Genomic DNA, 17,961 nt, shown 5'->3' with positions numbered 1-17,961 from the left:
CATATGCTAATATACCCAACCCTAGCAAAATCCGATACTCAACCCGTTCACGAAACATTAGTGGCCACTCATATTATAAAGATGCTCGGGGATAATATCGGTCAACCACTTATGAAACCGATTCAAACGATTACAGCTGGGGGTACCCACTTTGGAAAAGTACAGACTTTTTTACAGAGATACTATGAAAGCTGTGTTGCAAAAGGACAGAATCCCAACTTTGATAAGAAAAAACTCGGTCTGGTTAACATCCACGGTGTCGAATACCGAATTATTGATATCCGTATGAGGATGCTTAAATCTAGAGAATTGTTTAGAGGCCAAGGTTTCCCTGAAGAATATATTATTGATAGAGATCTTAACGGAAAAAAAATCAGTGAAAGTGATCAAGTTGCTCGTTGTGGTAATGCAGTACCTCCACCATTCGCTAAAGTATTAGTACAGGCTAATGTGCCAGAACTTTGTCTGGGATCAGGCAACAGGTTAACAATTGAAAAATATGCACAAAGGGAACCTGGACAGATGGCGTTCAGCATGTAGGAGTACAAGATATATTAATTCCTTCGTAGCCGTATTTAAGAATTGTAGTTCTCTTTTAACAGCAATATAGATAGAGCAGTCGAACGGTTTAGAGAGTGGAGAACCGACTTATTTTAAGTTGAATTCTTCAAAAATTCCCTTCTTACATCGATTATTGTATGTTAATCGTAAATCCCTACGCTAATGAGTTTGCTTGACTGGAAGCAGCTGATAGCTTGTAAGAGGAACAGAGAGGGGAGAGGGAGCCCTTAAGCTGATTGAGTTGGACGATTTCCCTTGTTACCGCAAACTATGGATTCTACCTATAAGTGTTAATCGTTATGGTTTAGGTTGAACTAACCAAGACATGAACTATACACATTCTATCGTGGTGACGGATTATGCAGCTGCAATCCCTAGGTCTGATAATCAGGTAGTACTCTTTATGTGATGGAATATTGCATAATGCACAGATAGACTCAAAATGCAGCACCTGTAGGAGGACATATAAGATGACGCAAGAAGCAATATTGTTCACTAGAGAGCAAGTGCTGGAGATGGAGCCGCTAGAACTTGGAATAGAGGTGGCTCAACATATATTCAGAGCGAACGTGATTAGAAAGGAAGATTGCCCAGATTCAAGATTATTAATTGGGCACTTCGGTTATAAAGCATGGCACCCCCTATCCGGTGAGCGTTGGGAAAATGCTTCATGGAGGAACAGTGATGAAAATGCTTGGTTGGATTGCCCAAGGTATGGAGAGGACATTTCAGCCACATGGAAAATGCAATCGGTCCTAGATCAAGACCCCAAGATTCGAGAGCAATACGCGATTGAGTTACAGAATGTATTAGAATTGAACTTGATTGAAACAACACCTACTTTGGATAGCATCTATCAAATTGTCCACGCAACTCCTGCACAGCGGTGTAAAGCAGCTTTATTAACTTTTCTGAAGTTAAAATCTCATCAGAAAGCAGAAAGTGAATAAAGTACCTTTCTGCTGAATTTCAATCTCTACTAGGGAGGCATAGTATGACCTGGTTAATTCACTTTAGTATTTATGGTATCGTTAGCAACTTCTCAATACCCAGATTTAATAAACCATTTTGGTACGGTTTTGTACACTCTCATCCCACAAATAAATATGACAATAATGACCACATAAGAATACATTGTAGGCCAAAATCTCGTGCGCTGAAGAGAATATCCTTAGATGACAAACAAGCGAAAACATACCGGTTACCGGCTTTGAAACATTTCTCAGCTAGCCTAAGAGATCTATTAATTGAAAATAGGAGGGATAGACGTGCCGAGGATACTGCCTTGGATATGCGTTACTTGTGGTAACAAGTGGGTAGACAATCTTTTAGTCTGCTGGGTAAACTGTCCGGAGTGTGAAGGTGAGTCTCAACACGAATCGGTTAGGGAGCTCAAAGATAATGATGTTTGGTATACCGAAGATTAATTGGTCGAATACGTCCGAGACAACCGAAATAGAAATACTATTCGGTAAGTAGATAAATTTCTCTTTTGGCATCGATTATTATATGGTATTCGTAATCGAGATCCCTCACTGGATAAGAGAGGGATCTTTCTTTGAAATTATAAAATAAAACGCTGTAAATTCGATTTCAACCTCCTAACGTGACAGACTATAAGCAGTAAACATATTCAGTCTTTGAACTGTAGAAGGTGAGGTATAGAAGCAGTGAAAATAAAATTTGGTTTATCTGGATTTTTAGCTCCAGATGGACAGTTTTTCGAGTGTGAGTACCAAGAACATCAACGGCTGGCTTCCAAACTAGTAGTGGAATATAAGATTCAGTTTAACGGAAGCAGCAATGAGATACCTGCTTTTATTAAATTCGGGTGTCATCCATGGGTTGGTAAAGAAGGTGATGGAGGTTGTCACTGTTTCATTTGGGAAGAGCCTACAGATGCGCAATTGAATTTCATTAAAAGCAACTTTGAAAGAATGACTAAGCAACAACAACTTAGTGTTCTAAGAGATCTGAATTCCTTTAACCTTGATGTTAAACAATTGGATGCACTGTACTCCGGAGAAACAACGACCAAAGGAGGTATTTTACATGATTGAGCACCTTAAAAAAGCAGAAATTAAGCAACCTGGTTCAAATCCCTGGAAAAAAGTCTTAAAACGGCCTATCTATGCCGATGGAACGAAATTCTATATTCGTGCAAAAGGGTTTAATAGTATTGAAATAAACCGCCGCCAATATCTTGAAGTCAAAAAAGTATTAGATACCTGGTTTTTAATTTGAGAGTGGCGGGAGCCGTTATATTATTCTACGGCTGCGACCAACTAGTGAGGAGTGTATAAACACGGTGGAACCTTCAGCTATTAAAACACATAGAACATATATGGGTAAGAGTGGGCTTAAAAGAAGGGTGACTCGCTTTCGTATCTGTGGAGTAGATGGGTCAGGAGTATTCGGGGATGTGTTTTATATTTCTATCGATCGTAACGGAAAGGAAAAGAAAGAGAAGTCATGCTACTCAGGTAACTTCGCAAATTGGGCCGTACATGAAGTTACTACTGAATCGAGTGAAAAGTAAGGTTGTCACATTCACTTTTGTACATTTTTTATTGTTTTCAAAGGGGGAACTGCATTGAAAGAAACTGAGTTATTCGCTCCTGTGAAGGCATGGTTAGAATATGGAGGAAGTATTGTGTTTTCAGAAATACAACCCCACAAGGGCACATTAAGACGGGCTGACGTACTCGGTCTTCATGGTGATATTGTCACTGTTGTTGAACTCAAAAAGTCTCTTAACTTAGATGTAATGGGTCAGTGTGTAGAATGGGAACCCCACGCACATTTAATTTACGCAGCAGTACCAGAACCGATCCAACACAAGCGTATGAAGCTTTCTCATGGTAAACACATCCACAAGTTTGCCGAACGCATCATGCGCCAGTATGGAATAGGCTTATTATATGTTGGGGAAATGGGACAAGTTGAAATTGTATTACGTCCACGTTTAAACCGGCGGATCACTTCATTGCTCCCAGAAAGCATTAATGAGTATCATGAGAGTCTTTCACCTGAAGGGGGTACGAGTGGAGGAGGTTATATCACTACGTACCGAACAACGATGTTAAGGCTTCGTGAATTTCTACTGAGAATGCATGATCGTTATGATTCAGTCAGGCTCAAGTATTCAAAGGAGATCCAAGATGGGTGGACCCCGATGAATGTGATCCTGGACCAATGTACAACTCATTATTCTTCACCCAAGTCTAGTTTAGGCACAGCCTTACTCAAATTTGAGAAAGATTGGTGTGAATCGACGATCATAAATCGGCGTAGGTATTATCGTGTTCGCCCAGAACTCGTTAATCATCCGGATTCATAATATCAGATATTCTTAAGACCTAACGGGACTTACCTTGGTTAGACAAAATGTTGGATTGTCCTCATATAGCATTAATAAGTTGTCGGCAAGATCCTTGCTTGGTAATTGGCAATGTTCTGACCATATGGACCAGTCATGTAAAACAAAGTTGTAAAAAAATCCATCCTTATTTTCAATACCATAATCTATCATATACTCACCTCGAATCGAGTCTAAATGCACTAGAGAGACTTAGTCAATACATTAAAACCAATCGTTCAACCTTCGTCCGGAAAGGAGAAAGGAACAAATGAGTATATATGAGAACCCCGCTCTATATGCACGAAAAGTAAGGATCACAGAAAGGCTGGCACGTATCTGGTGCAATCATCAACTTAAACTACAAGCTGATGTAGAACTTGCCTCTATATGCCCTAAGTGTGGGAAGCCGACTTTGGAATCTGAAATGGGATGCTATGAGGAAGGCACGGAAGCTTATGTCTATTGTTCCAATGACACAATACCTTATGAAGATGAAGAAGACGGTACTATCCAACTGGGTGATTGTGATTATGTATCGGATGTGATGGAAGAACACGTCCCTTTATCCAACTGGTACACCTTTGATCATTTACTTGCAATGCGCAGCGGTATTATGGGTGAAGTAAGAGATTACGGAGGTCTAATTGAATGGTTTACTTCAGCTAAAAAGGATATTGAAGAGGTTATAGTGCCTTCCTCAGCAGAGGAAATAATACCATAGGATCTGCTGGAGAGCTGCGGAGTTCCTAGTTATGAATAAAGCTCATATATCGGACGGGAGGGACCTAATGCTAACAAATTTATTTGTGATTTTACTATTAACATCGGTTCCTGTTTTAGTTGCTATTTTCGTATTATCTTTTAATGAGAAAAATCCTGCGAAACTTTCTTTATATAGATATTCAATTATCAGGATAATTCTTGGTATTCCATTAATCGGAGTTTGTTTTAGCTTGTATTTATGGAATCAAACCGTTCTTGATTATCAGTTAATACAAGTGATCAAAAGGTTAGATGATATTCATATTCGCATGGTATTAACTGATAAAGTTTTAACATATTCCATTGTTGCACTCTCTATATTTTTCATTAGCTTTATGATTGGTAGATCCAGGAGTTGATAAGTTATTTAACTCGCTTTAAACAAAGATTTTTAGGGAGGAATGTACTATGACACAGACAATCCGGAAAGTGAAATTATCTGATGTATCCAGTGATCAGCATTTGAGTTATGAGGGTGCTAATTGCACATATCCTGCTGAAAAAGTAAGTGAGATGATACGTAATGATGGAGATCTCGCACTCCTTGATTGGCAAATATGTACGCCTACTACTTGGAGCCCTAATGCTGATCATATGATCAAGTGCTATATTGAGCAAGAACGCGAAGAGATGTATGAGGATTGGGATGTTGAGGTTGAAGGTAAAATCACCAAAGAAGACATTGCTCAGCTCCAATCTGTGCTTGATAGAATGTTTGGTAAAAATCAATATTGGAAGTTTAGTGGCCCAGAAGTAATCATTGATTCATTGGATTAAAACAAGTTTCGGCTTAACCCCTTAATGAGGCAGGACGCATATGTGGAAAAAACAGAAAATTCACCGTGTGATCGGATTCATCCACTGGTGGGTATATGCTGCTGCATTAAAAGTATATTTTGAGTGCAGATGGGAAGATGAGAACGAAACTCTGCACGTAACAACGTTTCATAAAGCAGAATATAACGGAAATTTCCTGAAAAAGAAACACCCTAAAGGCACTGTCCAGGCCTTAAAAACACACTGGGGGGATATGAAACGGTCCCTGGAAACTGATAAACATGTGGTTTAGGGGTATCCCACGAGAACATAATAACCATATGATTCAGGCTCACACTCCGATTCAAAATTCTTCTTTCTTCTTTTAGTTCGATTTCGAAGCAACATGAGAGGTTGCCGGTAGTACCTGAGGAATTGATACAGATGATGGTTTTTACTCATTAATTTCATCTGATCGCAGGCTTCCCCGTCTGGGTACCGGCCGGAAAAGAATAAGAAAATTGAGGCTGACGGCCTCTTACCAAGGAGTGATAACAGTTGCACGTGTCACTCAATGTGAATTGTGTGTGTGGAGCAAAGATGGCGATTACTCCACCAAAAGAAATTCAGAATTCACCGGATGAACTTCGTTACTTTGATATAAATTTCGGATATTGTGAACGGCTGATTGGGAAATTTTCATTTGTACTTAATTTGAGGGAGGGGAAGAAAGGCTATGAGTAAACGTGTGTACAAGCTATTGGATGGGAGCGAACTGGTGGTATGTAAGGAAGTCTTGGAGCTCCGTCAGAGCCCCAATGGGTAACAGCGTAATTGATAATGTTTTGGCATTGGTTGATGTGGGCAATGCGGCTGCTCGAGACCTGGAATATGCCAAGAAACAGGCGGGCATTTGGAATGACGAAGCTGTTCGACTCCGCGAGGAGCTTGAAGAGACACGGAAAGTCAAATTCCCACGGCAACCTGGGGGCGAAGGTGGATGGGTGATAGATTACAATTTTTTGAAAAAGTTAGGTGCTGCAGTCCTAAGAGAATCAGAATATTCGGTGGATACCGAGGATATCGAACGGCTGTTGCTTGTACTGGAAACCGTTTTGGCCCAGGAAGAAGAGGGGAACCATGAACCTGATCGATCCTGATGACTTCCCATGGTATCACAAGTTATGGTTGATTCCGCTGGCGTTAACCGTAATGGCAGCTCAATGGATACGAGATAAATTCAAAGGTTGAGGATGTCCTCTCCTTAGTTAGGGGATGTAACACACATGAGCTTCAATCCTTTTCGTTGGTGGCAATGGACGATAATCATATTCGGTGTGTTGGTATTCATTTATATCGCTTCAGAACCAATTCTAGAATTGATATTTTAGGGATATACCAAAGTTACAATTGATCTTATTGCGGAAAAAATTAGGGCTTGCTACCGTGGGAAAATATATAGCAAGCGAAACGCCTCAGATCGTATTGGAGTATTGCAAAAAAAGATTGGCCTGAACGAGATGGGATGATCCAGCCAATAACTTTATTAAATAGATAAAATTATTTGGAGGTGAGTATAAATTTGAAGCCGTTAAACAGGAAGTCAAGGCTCCAATGGTTAGAGAGTAAAAAGGGCTTGGATTATATAAAAGAAATGTATATGTTCACTGATAGGGAAGTTAAAGAGTGGTTCGATAGGGTATACCCACTATATAAAGATGATCCTCCCTATTCGAGCGATACTTCTTCTGAGTTACCTGAATGCTTGGTATGTGAAAGTGAAGTGAGAATTACTTGGTCCTGCGCTTGCGGAGATAATGGATGTATCGTAGATCCTAATGATCCAGAACTAGAGGAACGATTAAAAGAGTATCATAAATAGTTTGGGTCAGTGACTATAAAGCACACTCTTGATATTTGAAATTAATAAACGTAACGAATTGATACTTCGCATTGTATCTCTAGAAGTCACCCAGCCTAAGGAGGAAGAGTAAACATGAAAAAAGCCGAAGATATAGAAGCGTGCAAAACTCTGGATCTTAACAGTTGGACTGAGTCCGAGGAAGGAAGAATAGTCTTGACAGAAGAACGGCTCCAAGAGATTAGAGCTATGGTTAACACGGGATTTATCACAGCTCCGGGGAATGCTACGGTGGCTCAACTACTGGAATACTCGGATGGTTTAAACGATAAGAACGAAAGGTTAAACAAGGCACTTTCGGATTCCAATCTGTTGCTTGAATCATTGGTTGGTGATAAGAAAATTCTACTGGGGCAATTGGGAGACAAGGACAGCACCATTGAGTTCTTAAGCAGCTCTCTTTCGCTCACGGAAGAGTTGCGAATGAAGTCAGTAAATGAGGAAGCTCGGCTTCGTAAGGAGCTTGAAGAAGCTTGGAAAACAATTCAAAATTACGGAATTGTTTTAACGGCAGCTAAACATCTGAGCAAGGAAATTGACTATACTGGAGCACCAAAAGATATGTTTACCTTCCAAGCGATTGCCAAGAACATGAAAGTGCATGTGAGTACAATGGACTGGAGTCCTATTGAAAGTTATCGGTGTCTCAGGGAAGGAGAATCTAACCAACGGACGGATGGCAGTCAGCTAATACGCAAATATGCCAACTGTAAAAAAACCGGGAGTGATCCCTTGGCGAATGTTAAGGATATGACGGATAAACAGCTCAATCAGGAGCTGGCTGATTTGACTAATTATGAGGGTATGGATCAGTATGATGAACCATGTTTTACGTATGAACCTAACGCATCACTAGAGATCCAGGAAAAGGCGCTCAAGTCTGATCCAAATGGCTATGTGAGAAATCTCGCTCATGTGGTAGAGGCAAATATTTTTTGGAACTTTTTGGAGGTAAGTATGCCCCCCGAAGGCATCGCATGGCTTTTAGACGTTCCACCTAGACAACGGGCTGAAGCTGCATATATGACACTAAGGGAGGCGAGGGTTCGAAGTTGAACCAACAAAAAGGGAACAAGACTGCTAATAGGATTACTTCGAATTCCCATAGTCGTGTTTAATTATGAGAATACCAACAGTTCATACGAGAGAAGGACTTTGATAGATGACACAAGCGCTAAACGTTACAAAAGATCGTATCCTGGGATTAAAACCAGGATACGAATTAGATGCACTTGTGGGGAATTATATAGCCAACGATATGCCTCAAATCGTATGGGAGTATGACACAAAAAAATGGCCTGATGGTGAAGTTGAAATGGTACGGCGAGAAATTTATCGAAATTTTTCCGAATCTATCTCTGATGCAATGGATGTCGAAAAAATAATGGGCTCAGAGGATTATCGCTCGCGCTATATAGAAACAATCACATGGTTCTACCTTGAAACACAAGGTGTGTGTGAAGTATACGACTTGATGCAAGCAAGTCCTGAAATGCGTTGTAAGGCTGCTTTGTTGACCAAGTTTGATCTGTTTTAGAAGGTTCTCCACAGATTGAAGGATATCCACCCTCTACGTAGTATAATTGAATAAACCAATTTCTAGAGGGAGTAGTAACCATGAGTGAAAAATTATCCAATTACATTAACAGCATTTCTCCTGCGGCAAGCCCGTCTTTGAAAGAAAAACTAAAAGATATTGAGTTTAAAGATCAATTCCGTGAGCCTGAAATTGCAGAAATTGCTTGGCTTGATCTAGCGCATTTGTTAAAAAGCATTCCTGTTCATGAATTAGCGGCAATGATTAAGAATCAAGCGGTTGAAGTGAGTTTCTCGAATGAAGAACTTGCTGAAATTCGGAGAGCTTTAGGGAAGAATGTTGCTAACATTGAAGGCTTCATGGAATCAGACAAGATCAGTGAACAAGATAAATTAGATGCCAAAGAGTGGAAGCGTCACAACGAAAGCGCACAAATTAAAATTAAAGAACACTTCAAATTTTAGGGAAGGAGCAGTTACTTGGATAGTGCGATGATGAATTTACTCTTGGAGCGAAGACATAGGGGGGAGCTAAAAATACTCCCCGAAGAAATTGAGCAGGTCTATTCAAGCCCGATACTAGATAAATTTATTGAAGAGTTTATTTTTATGAATGAATCACTCAATGGATATAATCACTATTCACGAAGTGACTCAGATGCAACAATGCTCCTGGATATAATCGAAGATATCGAAGTTCAGTTTCAGCTCACTTGGGACTCAACGGAAAAGGTTTATACATTTTATACAGGTAAACCTAATTCAAATATATTCAATGGTAAGGTATCTGCCAATACATTTTCTCTTGTTATATGTAAAGCTATACTAATGATTAGATATTCAGATTGATGAAGTCAAAAGCAAATGTCGGCAGACCCCATGTTAGCATGTGCTAAACTCATGTAATAACAATTCAAATGGAGAACGACAAAACCCATGAATATGTTCACGGGTTTTTTGGTCTATCCAAATACCCTAGAACTACTCTATGCATAGGTAATATGATAAAGTATTTCAAACAATGCGAAAATGGAGGGACCCAGTAAATGACATTAATCATTGGTATTAAAGACGGTAATAGAGGTTGTCTAATAAGTGACTTTAGAATAACGAATGTCCGGACCGGTGACCAATCAGATATAGCGATGAAATACATTTCTTTTGACGACAGGCTATTCTTGACAATGGCAGGAAAGACAGTGACTTTGCTACCTCAGATTCAGGAACAACTGCCATCTATAATGAGAACTTTAACTTTTGAGAATGTCGATGATGAAGAGGGCCCACTTAAGAATGTGCTAGATATTGTCTTCAGAGGAAAACCAGCTTCATACGATTCTCCAATGATTGGAGTTTACTTAGATCATGGTTCAAATTCATTTAAGATGTTTCGAATTGATACACGTTTTGAACACAGTAACAGTACCTGGTCTTTTAGTTATGTTCGTGATGCTGATTTTGAATCTGAGATCATAGGGTCGGGAGAGATTTTATCGTTGTCAGAGTTCTTCCCTTCATTTGGCCCAATAGGGTTATACAATCAATTTTCCAGGGGCTTAAGCTTAAGATACTCAAACACTAAAAAAGCTATTAACGAGAACAATACCTATGATATTTCAACAATAACTAACGCTATAATTTTTAATGTTAAGACAAGACTTCGTTCGTTAGGTCCTTCAGTGTATCGCCTTCTAGGAATCAGTCCTGTGTTGATGCCTGTTATCATTGAAAATGCTCATTTAAGGATTGAAGCCAGTGAATATGAAACGGGCTACTTTAACAATCAGGGCGAATATAAATTAGCAAACTACTCTATTGAGAGGAGAAGAGAAGGTGAAGCTATTCTGATAGACCATGATACTGGTACAAGAATCCCTGTGTACCCGACAAATAGTGATTTTTCGCCTTCAAATAACCAAAACGTTACCTTTGATCCTGAAAATCTCACAGCTGGCGATGAATATCGATACTTTCCTTTCACTATAAAGCAGGTAAGAACACACTCATCAATAATTCGTTCTATAACCATGACGACGTACTTACCTTACGGCAATAATGAGTTTCCAGTACGAGAAGTGATAAAGCGCCAGACACTTTCGACTAATATTTTTGATACATCACCTGTACCTGAGACACCTTTACTGACTTCTGTAGAAATAACAGAATGGAACCAGGTCGATCTGTTTAATACTGCTTGGCTAGAAGAGAAGTTAGGGCCGGCGAGTAATCTGTTTCGAATTGAAAATACGCCCTCATAATTGGAACTTCGATCTCTACTGAGTAACTTCCAGCGCACTTTCAAAAAAATGAAGAAGACCGGCCTTGTCCCTCTATAACGGTCTTTTTCTTTGTAGTTTGTCGTAATACAATTTCAGCAACCGTTCTTCTCCCCTCACGACAGAAAAACCTTTCAAAATTAGTGATTTTACTTTCGTTATGCCATGCTTATCATAACGAGATCACTGATTTCTTAAATTGAAGATGAGGAGGAGCAATAACATGCCAAATGTAACAATCGATTGGCTAAACAATCATGCAAAAATCCTTGTGAGAAGGCATTGGATCACATTCCTGCGATCGTAATCGATTTAGACCGTGACAGTCTAGATTGGGATAATTATGTTGGATACTACTGCAGTGACATTGAAACAATCGCATTCAATAGTCATGTGAATGCTAGAAGAAGTGAAAAGGCTATTAAGAGTACATTGTTACATGAGTTAGTGCATTGGTATCTACATATAATTGGAGAAAAGTTTAGTGATTCAGATGAGCGGTTCGCCAGGGAACTGATTCGAGTTGGATTAGGTAGAAAACATAATCCTGATGAACAATCTGTGTTGGCTGCAAAAAAAGCGTGGAAGCGAAAGAAGGATGAGCGTTTTGAGATTGTTGAAGAAAATGAGGATGGTGTAATTACTGCACGGCTGAAGCATCATCGGAAAAACGTTGATGATTTTAAACAAGATTTAGCAAACACCTTAATTCGTGTTCACAATAACAGAGAAGATGATATTACAATTTATCCTGGTGATATTGCAGATAAGATGTGTGAGTGGTACGGATATAAAATGGAGCCAATCGCACAAATCGCAATAAGAGTAAGCAAGCGAGGTACTCACTGGAGTGGTGAAATTGGTGATCGAGATGACATTGCAGAAGTTCTTAGTCATCAATTAAACATGGATTACAACGAGATAGATTTGAAATTGAACAATGATGAATCAGTTGAAGCCGCTGCCGAAGAACATTAAACAAAATCAATCTTTGGAGGTAGTTATGAATTCAAGGGAATATGAAGAAAAGAAACAAAACCTTAGAAATTACTTTAATTCAGATAAGTTCAGAGAGAATGAGATCGGTGAACGTGTATATTACAAAGGAAGAAGAAACTTAAAAGAACTTAAGTATATTTTGGATTTGGTATTCGGAGATGATTACACGGTCATTACTGAAAGTCCTTTGAAGAACGAAACTGGTAAAATGATTGGTGGCTTTATCACATGTAAGATATATGTATCTGCTGATTTTAATGGTTTCCAACAAGGAACTGCAGGTGCATATGTATACACCAGATTTAATTTAATAGAGAATGCATACTATCTTGAGCAATCTCAAACAATTGAAGGTTTGGACTTTTATAACATTTGAATATGATCAATTCAACCTTGGAGGGAGGGCGAGAATATGGCCAATCATACAAAAATCGTATTAGACTATCTTATGACCGAGACACCATTCACAGTGAAACAGTCGTTTATTGACCGATTACATGAAATTAATGAAGGTTTTGAAACTGTTCCGGAGGAAGTGATAGATGCCTATCAAGAACTTACTAACTATGAACTATGGGAAATAATTCGTAAAGTTGCCTGTGAAGGTAAAAGACGAAATAAGGAAATCATTCCTGTTCAATTTTAGAATAAGGTCTGTTTGGGTTCACCTGAAACCTGATTTTTTTTCGAAATACATCAGAACAAATAAATTGGGGCAGTAGCGTCTTTGCTGCTGCTCCGTTTGAGCTGTTTTTATAACCTCTCGTAGAACTTTCTCTACCAGAACAGATCCTGCACCTCAATCTCTTAAAAACAGAATGGGACCACAATATTTCATCAGAGGAGAATCAAATGACATTAGGAGAAAGATTGGCCACTTTGAGAAATACTAAAAATATGACCCAAGATGAACTGGCAAAGAGTTTAAAGATAGGTAAGTCTACTCTTGGAATGTATGAAACAAACAAAAGAGAACCCGACCTTAATACAATCGCATTATTAGCTGCATACTTTGAAGTTTCCATTGATTGGCTCATCACGGGTAAATCCTTTGATGAGAGCCGAACTTCTAAAGAATCCTCCATTATGGCTAGCAACATAATTAAGCATATTAGGAATGCTGAGGCTGATTATGATGTTGATCTTTTAAATGACTCTCTAGTGAATGAAATTATTCATCAGTTTATATTTAATCTGGCAAAGCTTAAGGCCAAGGTTCATCATTCATAAAAAGGAAATAACGCACAATAATACTCTCCTTTTAGAAAGAAAAAATTGGTGTCATACCTGGAGTGAGATTTCAGCATTGTCACCAGTATGGACTCACACAAGCAAATCACTTACGAGTATCTTGGATACAAAACAAAATGAAATTTTACCACTCGTTCAGATTTTGTTATATTCACTAATGCTGGACTATTGTCTTTAGTAGAATTTATATTTCATAGTTACTAAGTGAATGATCGTTATCAATCTACTTATTGGATAGGAGTGAATCGATAATGGAATTTCAAAATTGCCTATACATGAATCTAGAAAGAACAAGAACTGTTCTATTTGCGAAGCGGGAAAAAGAAGTCGCTTGAGCCGTTCTTCATTGATGCTTTAAAAAAGGAAAGCATCCCAGTACGGGAGCCTGACATACGGCCTTTGTTGCGCCATCCATCAAGTAGGTAGAAAGGAAAGTGTTTATATGAATGAGCAAATAAACTCCGAGTTTGTGATGTTGGTTGCAGGATTGACTATAGGATTATTCTTCTCAGCATTAGTTGCATTTTTAGCCATCGCCTCTTATCACAAAAACCCGATTCGAACGATGAAAATTATAATCAGACGCGGGGATGATGTTGAGCTTGAATTAAATGAGATGCACCAAATATACAGAAAAAACGATGATAAGCATCTTGTGACGCGTTACAAAAAATATAATCAATTAATAGAGGTTACAACCTATAAATCAAAAGATCTTTTTGATGATAATTGAACGTTTATCTATTCTTCAAGAAACTGCTCTTATGGGGTTAACCGTCTGTAATTAATGCCGGTCCCTATACATACCCTAGCATCCGGTAAACACTAGAGGAATAACACTCTGTTTAGTAATGTAACGTATTTTGCTTAGAAATTTAAAACTTGCTGGCTATCGATAAAGAAGAAGGGGTTAGATCATGGGGATTAAGAATTTATTCCGTCAAATTGTCCAGATAAACAAAGAGATTCGAGAAGAAAAATTTCATGAAGATCAAAATAAGGCATTTCAATTTATTCAATCGCTTACTCACGTAGAGAAAGAAGAACTATTAGCTGCGTTACTTATCGCTGGTGTTGAACATGACGGAGGCACTATTGATGAGTATCTCGAAGAGTTAGAAGAAAGGGTTTCGATTAAAAGAAAAACACGAAAATCCGAAGAAATACAAATGGTGGACAACACTCCTATTACCAAGAATTATTATCACTAATATTGATCTAAATTGATAAAAAAGGGAGCTATAGTTGTGGGGAAAGATGACCTTGAAATCATACTATGGGTTATTGCTGGAATAGGTTTAGTTATGTTTTTGGCATTTTTCTTCAGACTAATTTTTGATCGTTCTAAATAGAATTCTACTTAGAAGCAGAGGAGTATGAGTGGGAGAATGCACAGGAGAAAGTTATTTTCTACACCGCATATCTCTAATTCGTCAATAAGAAAAAACCCGCCTTTTTGGTGGGTTTTTTCTTATTCCTGTATAGGAGTACATTTTAATTCAATTCATCTTCATTTTTTCTTCCTTTGGAAAAACTCTGCACTAGCTCTTTTATAGCATTGTTATGCTTTTGATTCAACTCTTCAATAGCTTTATTGGTCTTTTCATGCCACAGATTCTTCTCAGTGAGTAGTTCATCCCTCATCTTAATCATTATCTCTTTCTCTAGCATCATCAGTTCTTTTTGATGATCCTCATCCTTCCTCTGCAGCTCTCTTATACTCTCTGAACTCAGTTTGCTTATCTCCTGAGACATCTTCTCCACATCACCTCGTAGAGCGCTCTCTACCTCTTTAGAGGATGCCATATCATTAGCATGCTTAGCGACTAAGACAGTTACTTCTTCTTTTAGTAATGATAATTCGTTCTCTGAAGCGATAAGCAATTGAACCCTCGTCTCTAAATTTTCAATCTTCTCATTTTTAAGCTGAATGTTTTCAGCGTTCGAAATGGTTACTTGATCAAAGTGGCTAATACGTTCAGTTAATTCTTGGTTTTTCAGCCGTATTTCATCAAGTTCATCGGACTGTTTCTTGGTCACCTTCTTTTGCTCGGCTAATTCTTCTCTTAAAGTTTTTAATTCATCCTCAAGCTTTTTTGTATCATCCTGGTTCTTATCTTTTACCTCATCAATCCGATCAGCTGCTCTTTGATGCTGTCGAATAACAATGTGATAGGCCCGATTAAATACCTTTACTAACTCATCTAGGTCATTTTCTATGGACGGATCATTGGCTTTTATGTCATGAAGTACACTTAAATTCATTACAGACTTCAACCACTCACCGTCTTTGAGGCCTGAAACCTTGATAACCTTATTAACTTCCTTATAAAGCTCTTCTTCAATTCTGAATCCCTTTATTTTTTCCTCTTTATCCAAAATGATCTCCTCCGTTATAATGTTAACATAAATAACCCTATTTTAAAGCTTGTTAACTTGTTAACATAATATAATGAGTTAACTATATCATAAATATGAGAAGGAAAATACTAGGTATGAGTGATATTCACGTGGTAGAATAGGGTTATCAAAATAGGTTCCGATAAGATATAATTATCGGAACCAATATCTTAGGACATATGTAGAAAAAAGAGGGAGGGAGGGCGGTGTTGTCATAATTAGTGATAATGTTTTCATAATTTATGAGAAAACTTTTTCATAATTAGCGATAAAAGTAGTTAAGGCTTTGGCTAGACTGTAACTGTACAAAATAAGCATAAACTTACAAAACGTTTTTTTGTCAGTAATTGTGGAAATTAGCTATCTCAAATCGATTGCTATTGTTCTCACTAATTATGACAACGCAAGTATTTTTGGTAGCTCCGTAACTATTCAACACATTAGAGAAGATTATCGCGGGAGGGTCTAACAATACATAAGCCTTAAATTGAGGGGAGCTTTTACAAGTGATTAATCCAGGAAAACATATTCACACGTACGCAGTTTTCTCAGAAATTAATGGAGAAAAAGCGCAGGTTGAAGACATAATAGCCAAAATTAAATCATTAAACCTTGGTGGGGTACTAAGTATCTTATCGCAAATCACCTCTTCAAATGGAGAACTCAAGAAGGAATGTACAGATATGTTTCGAAGATTTAATCAACATATTGGGAGCATGGATATACTGAACTCTTTTGGAGATAAAGAACTATATTCTGAACAAGGATTGTTCTTTCTATGGAAGTGGTTACTAGCTTATGGGAATCAGAAGAGTATGTCACAACCTGAGGACGTTTCTGTCGGTGTGAACCAGATAATTCTTTTATGCATCTTGCTGTCAGACTATCTAGATAGTGATGTTACTAAGGAAACTGTCATTTATTCGTTGTTTTCTAATTCAACCTTTAATACTTTTAGTGACTTAGGGTCTGACATCGCACGAGCTTCATTAATGTTCACTGAAATAGCTAGCAACCCTTTGCTTTTCGAAAAAAAGGATTATATGGACTTGTCAGAAAAATTTGTGGAGCGGTATGGATACACGTTACAAGATTACTTCAGTGTTATAGTTGGACTCATTATGGAATTCAGGACTAAAAATGAAATTAGTGTTAACTGGATGAGGAGTCTAAACGCTTTTGACAGCACTAATTTATCTGATGTTGCCAAGACAATAGTACACGAACTCTCATTTAATCTGAGTGAAGGAGAAAAATGGGCTACTTCCTCATTGAATGAACCATGGAATTATAAACTCTTCAGACGAAAACCTTTATTGCTATTGGATACAGGTACCTATTGTCCTGTCAGCACTAAACTACTCGATGATGCAATTTTTGACCAGTTGTACTTTAAAATTAGGGACGCATTCCCGAGTGATAGTACTCAAGTACTTAGTTTTTATGGAAAAGTGTTTGAAAAATATATCGAAACCATAACAATGGAAGCTGTTAAGAAAAAGAACGGGCTAAATTATCAAATAATAAAGGAGTTCAAGTTTAAAGCTAAACATAAGGGAGAGAAAAGGTCTCCTGATGTATTAATCAGATTAGGGGACACTTTGTTTGCTGTGGAGGCAAAAGCCCATCGTTTAAGAATGGATTCAATGTTTGGTGCTAAGAACACGATCGATAAGGATATTCAACGTATGACGATTGAACCTATAATACAGTTGAATAAACGTTTGGAGCAGCTTTCATCCATCGAGCATCCTTCTATTGAAGGTGTAAACCAAATATACCTACTGTCAGTTACCTGGGGGCACTTTCCTACACTAAATCCGTTTGAAAAGAAAATAAGTGAAAGTATGCCGAAATTCAATTTACCTATTAAGGGTCGTTTTCACTTGGATATAGAAGAATACGAAATGTTAATGCAATTGATATCAAGAAAAAGCTCCAAACCTCTTTCTCACTATCTAGACAACAAGACAAAACTTGCACCTAATGTGCCATTTAAAAACTTTCTGATTGATAGCAGTCTTCGTCCTAGACGTATGGAGTATCTTACGGAAAAACTCAGAAATGAGGTCAACCGCTGTAGGGACCATTTATATAGAGATAAAACACAATAAATTCTTCGACTATAACTACGAAAA

At 38.1% G+C, this 17,961-nt stretch carries 23 protein-coding genes; 22 read left to right on the top strand and 1 reads right to left on the bottom strand.

The genetic code is table 11. From position 1 onward, the window contains the following. Nucleotides 1-3: 3 nt before the first annotated feature. The 21 genes from OM416_RS31940 to OM416_RS19755 all read left to right on the top strand — a co-directional run bounded on the left by OM416_RS31940 (nt 4) and on the right by OM416_RS19755 (nt 14,634). Nucleotides 4-540 carry a DNA cytosine methyltransferase gene (locus OM416_RS31940; RefSeq protein ID WP_413775811.1) on the top strand — a complete coding sequence of 179 codons (537 nt, stop codon included), beginning with the start codon at nt 4-6 and terminating at the stop codon, nt 538-540. A gap of 491 nt (nt 541-1,031) precedes the next feature. Then, nucleotides 1,032-1,511, top strand: coding sequence for a hypothetical protein (locus OM416_RS19850; RefSeq protein ID WP_264932420.1), 480 nt, complete (start codon nt 1,032-1,034; stop codon nt 1,509-1,511). A gap of 720 nt (nt 1,512-2,231) precedes the next feature. Then, nucleotides 2,232-2,621 carry a hypothetical protein gene (locus OM416_RS19845; RefSeq protein WP_264932418.1) on the top strand — a complete coding sequence of 130 codons (390 nt, stop codon included), beginning with the start codon at nt 2,232-2,234 and terminating at the stop codon, nt 2,619-2,621. Next, on the top strand, nt 2,614-2,805 hold the full coding sequence (locus tag OM416_RS19840; protein WP_264932416.1) for a hypothetical protein: 192 nt from the start codon (nt 2,614-2,616) through the stop codon (nt 2,803-2,805). The genes OM416_RS19845 and OM416_RS19840 overlap by 8 nt, the downstream gene beginning before the upstream one ends. A gap of 349 nt (nt 2,806-3,154) precedes the next feature. Then, on the top strand, nt 3,155-3,901 hold the full coding sequence (locus tag OM416_RS19835) for a hypothetical protein (protein ID WP_264932414.1): 747 nt from the start codon (nt 3,155-3,157) through the stop codon (nt 3,899-3,901). 289 nt (nt 3,902-4,190) lie between these two features. Then, the gene (locus OM416_RS19830; RefSeq protein WP_264932412.1) at nt 4,191-4,643 is read left to right on the top strand and encodes a hypothetical protein; all 453 of its coding nucleotides are present in this window, start codon (nt 4,191-4,193) and stop codon (nt 4,641-4,643) included. A 67-nt stretch (nt 4,644-4,710) separates the two neighbouring features. Then, nucleotides 4,711-5,043 (top strand): hypothetical protein, encoded by a 333-nt coding sequence (locus tag OM416_RS19825; RefSeq protein ID WP_264932410.1) that lies wholly within the window; start codon nt 4,711-4,713, stop codon nt 5,041-5,043. 49 nt (nt 5,044-5,092) lie between these two features. Further along, entirely contained in the window at nt 5,093-5,461 is a 369-nt protein-coding gene (locus OM416_RS19820; protein WP_264932408.1) for a hypothetical protein, read from the top strand. Between the two features lie 40 nt (nt 5,462-5,501). Then, entirely contained in the window at nt 5,502-5,753 is a 252-nt protein-coding gene (locus tag OM416_RS19815) for a hypothetical protein (RefSeq protein ID WP_264932406.1), read from the top strand. Between the two features lie 505 nt (nt 5,754-6,258). Beyond that, the gene (locus tag OM416_RS19810; RefSeq protein ID WP_264932404.1) at nt 6,259-6,600 is read left to right on the top strand and encodes a hypothetical protein; all 342 of its coding nucleotides are present in this window, start codon (nt 6,259-6,261) and stop codon (nt 6,598-6,600) included. A gap of 836 nt (nt 6,601-7,436) precedes the next feature. Beyond that, nucleotides 7,437-8,417, top strand: a complete 981-nt coding sequence (locus tag OM416_RS19805) for a hypothetical protein (protein ID WP_264932400.1) — start codon at nt 7,437-7,439, stop codon at nt 8,415-8,417. A 106-nt stretch (nt 8,418-8,523) separates the two neighbouring features. Further along, nucleotides 8,524-8,898, top strand: a complete 375-nt coding sequence (locus OM416_RS19800) for a hypothetical protein (RefSeq protein WP_264932398.1) — start codon at nt 8,524-8,526, stop codon at nt 8,896-8,898. 80 nt (nt 8,899-8,978) lie between these two features. Next, a complete protein-coding gene (locus OM416_RS19795) occupies nt 8,979-9,362 on the top strand; it encodes a hypothetical protein (RefSeq protein WP_264932396.1) in 384 nt (127 codons plus the stop codon). 15 nt (nt 9,363-9,377) lie between these two features. After that, nucleotides 9,378-9,746, top strand: a complete 369-nt coding sequence (locus OM416_RS19790) for a hypothetical protein (RefSeq protein ID WP_264932394.1) — start codon at nt 9,378-9,380, stop codon at nt 9,744-9,746. A 197-nt stretch (nt 9,747-9,943) separates the two neighbouring features. Then, nucleotides 9,944-11,155 (top strand): hypothetical protein, encoded by a 1,212-nt coding sequence (locus OM416_RS19785; RefSeq protein ID WP_264932392.1) that lies wholly within the window; start codon nt 9,944-9,946, stop codon nt 11,153-11,155. Nucleotides 11,156-11,416: 261 nt separating this feature from the next. Next, complete coding sequence (locus tag OM416_RS19780; protein ID WP_264932389.1) at nt 11,417-12,151, top strand: SprT-like domain-containing protein; 735 nt, start codon at nt 11,417-11,419, stop codon at nt 12,149-12,151. Nucleotides 12,152-12,176: 25 nt separating this feature from the next. Next, entirely contained in the window at nt 12,177-12,548 is a 372-nt protein-coding gene (locus tag OM416_RS19775) for a hypothetical protein (RefSeq protein WP_264932386.1), read from the top strand. A gap of 36 nt (nt 12,549-12,584) precedes the next feature. Further along, complete coding sequence (locus tag OM416_RS19770) at nt 12,585-12,818, top strand: hypothetical protein (protein WP_264932383.1); 234 nt, start codon at nt 12,585-12,587, stop codon at nt 12,816-12,818. Between the two features lie 206 nt (nt 12,819-13,024). After that, nucleotides 13,025-13,402 (top strand): helix-turn-helix domain-containing protein, encoded by a 378-nt coding sequence (locus tag OM416_RS19765; protein ID WP_264932382.1) that lies wholly within the window; start codon nt 13,025-13,027, stop codon nt 13,400-13,402. Between the two features lie 463 nt (nt 13,403-13,865). After that, a complete protein-coding gene (locus OM416_RS19760) occupies nt 13,866-14,156 on the top strand; it encodes a hypothetical protein (protein ID WP_264932380.1) in 291 nt (96 codons plus the stop codon). 184 nt (nt 14,157-14,340) lie between these two features. Beyond that, on the top strand, nt 14,341-14,634 hold the full coding sequence (locus tag OM416_RS19755) for a hypothetical protein (RefSeq protein WP_264932378.1): 294 nt from the start codon (nt 14,341-14,343) through the stop codon (nt 14,632-14,634). A 283-nt stretch (nt 14,635-14,917) separates the two neighbouring features. Here OM416_RS19755 and OM416_RS19750 read toward each other — a convergent pair whose 3' ends face one another. Then, complete coding sequence (locus tag OM416_RS19750; RefSeq protein WP_264932376.1) at nt 14,918-15,802, bottom strand: hypothetical protein; 885 nt, start codon at nt 15,800-15,802, stop codon at nt 14,918-14,920. A gap of 527 nt (nt 15,803-16,329) precedes the next feature. On the opposite strand from OM416_RS19750, the gene OM416_RS19745 reads away from it, so the two are divergent. Beyond that, nucleotides 16,330-17,937 (top strand): hypothetical protein, encoded by a 1,608-nt coding sequence (locus OM416_RS19745; RefSeq protein WP_264932374.1) that lies wholly within the window; start codon nt 16,330-16,332, stop codon nt 17,935-17,937. Nucleotides 17,938-17,961 lie beyond the last annotated feature (24 nt).

Source organism: Paenibacillus sp. LS1, assembly GCF_026013365.1.
Taxonomy (GTDB): domain Bacteria; phylum Bacillota; class Bacilli; order Paenibacillales; family Paenibacillaceae; genus Paenibacillus.
This window is presented reverse-complemented; position numbering and strand designations above follow the sequence as displayed.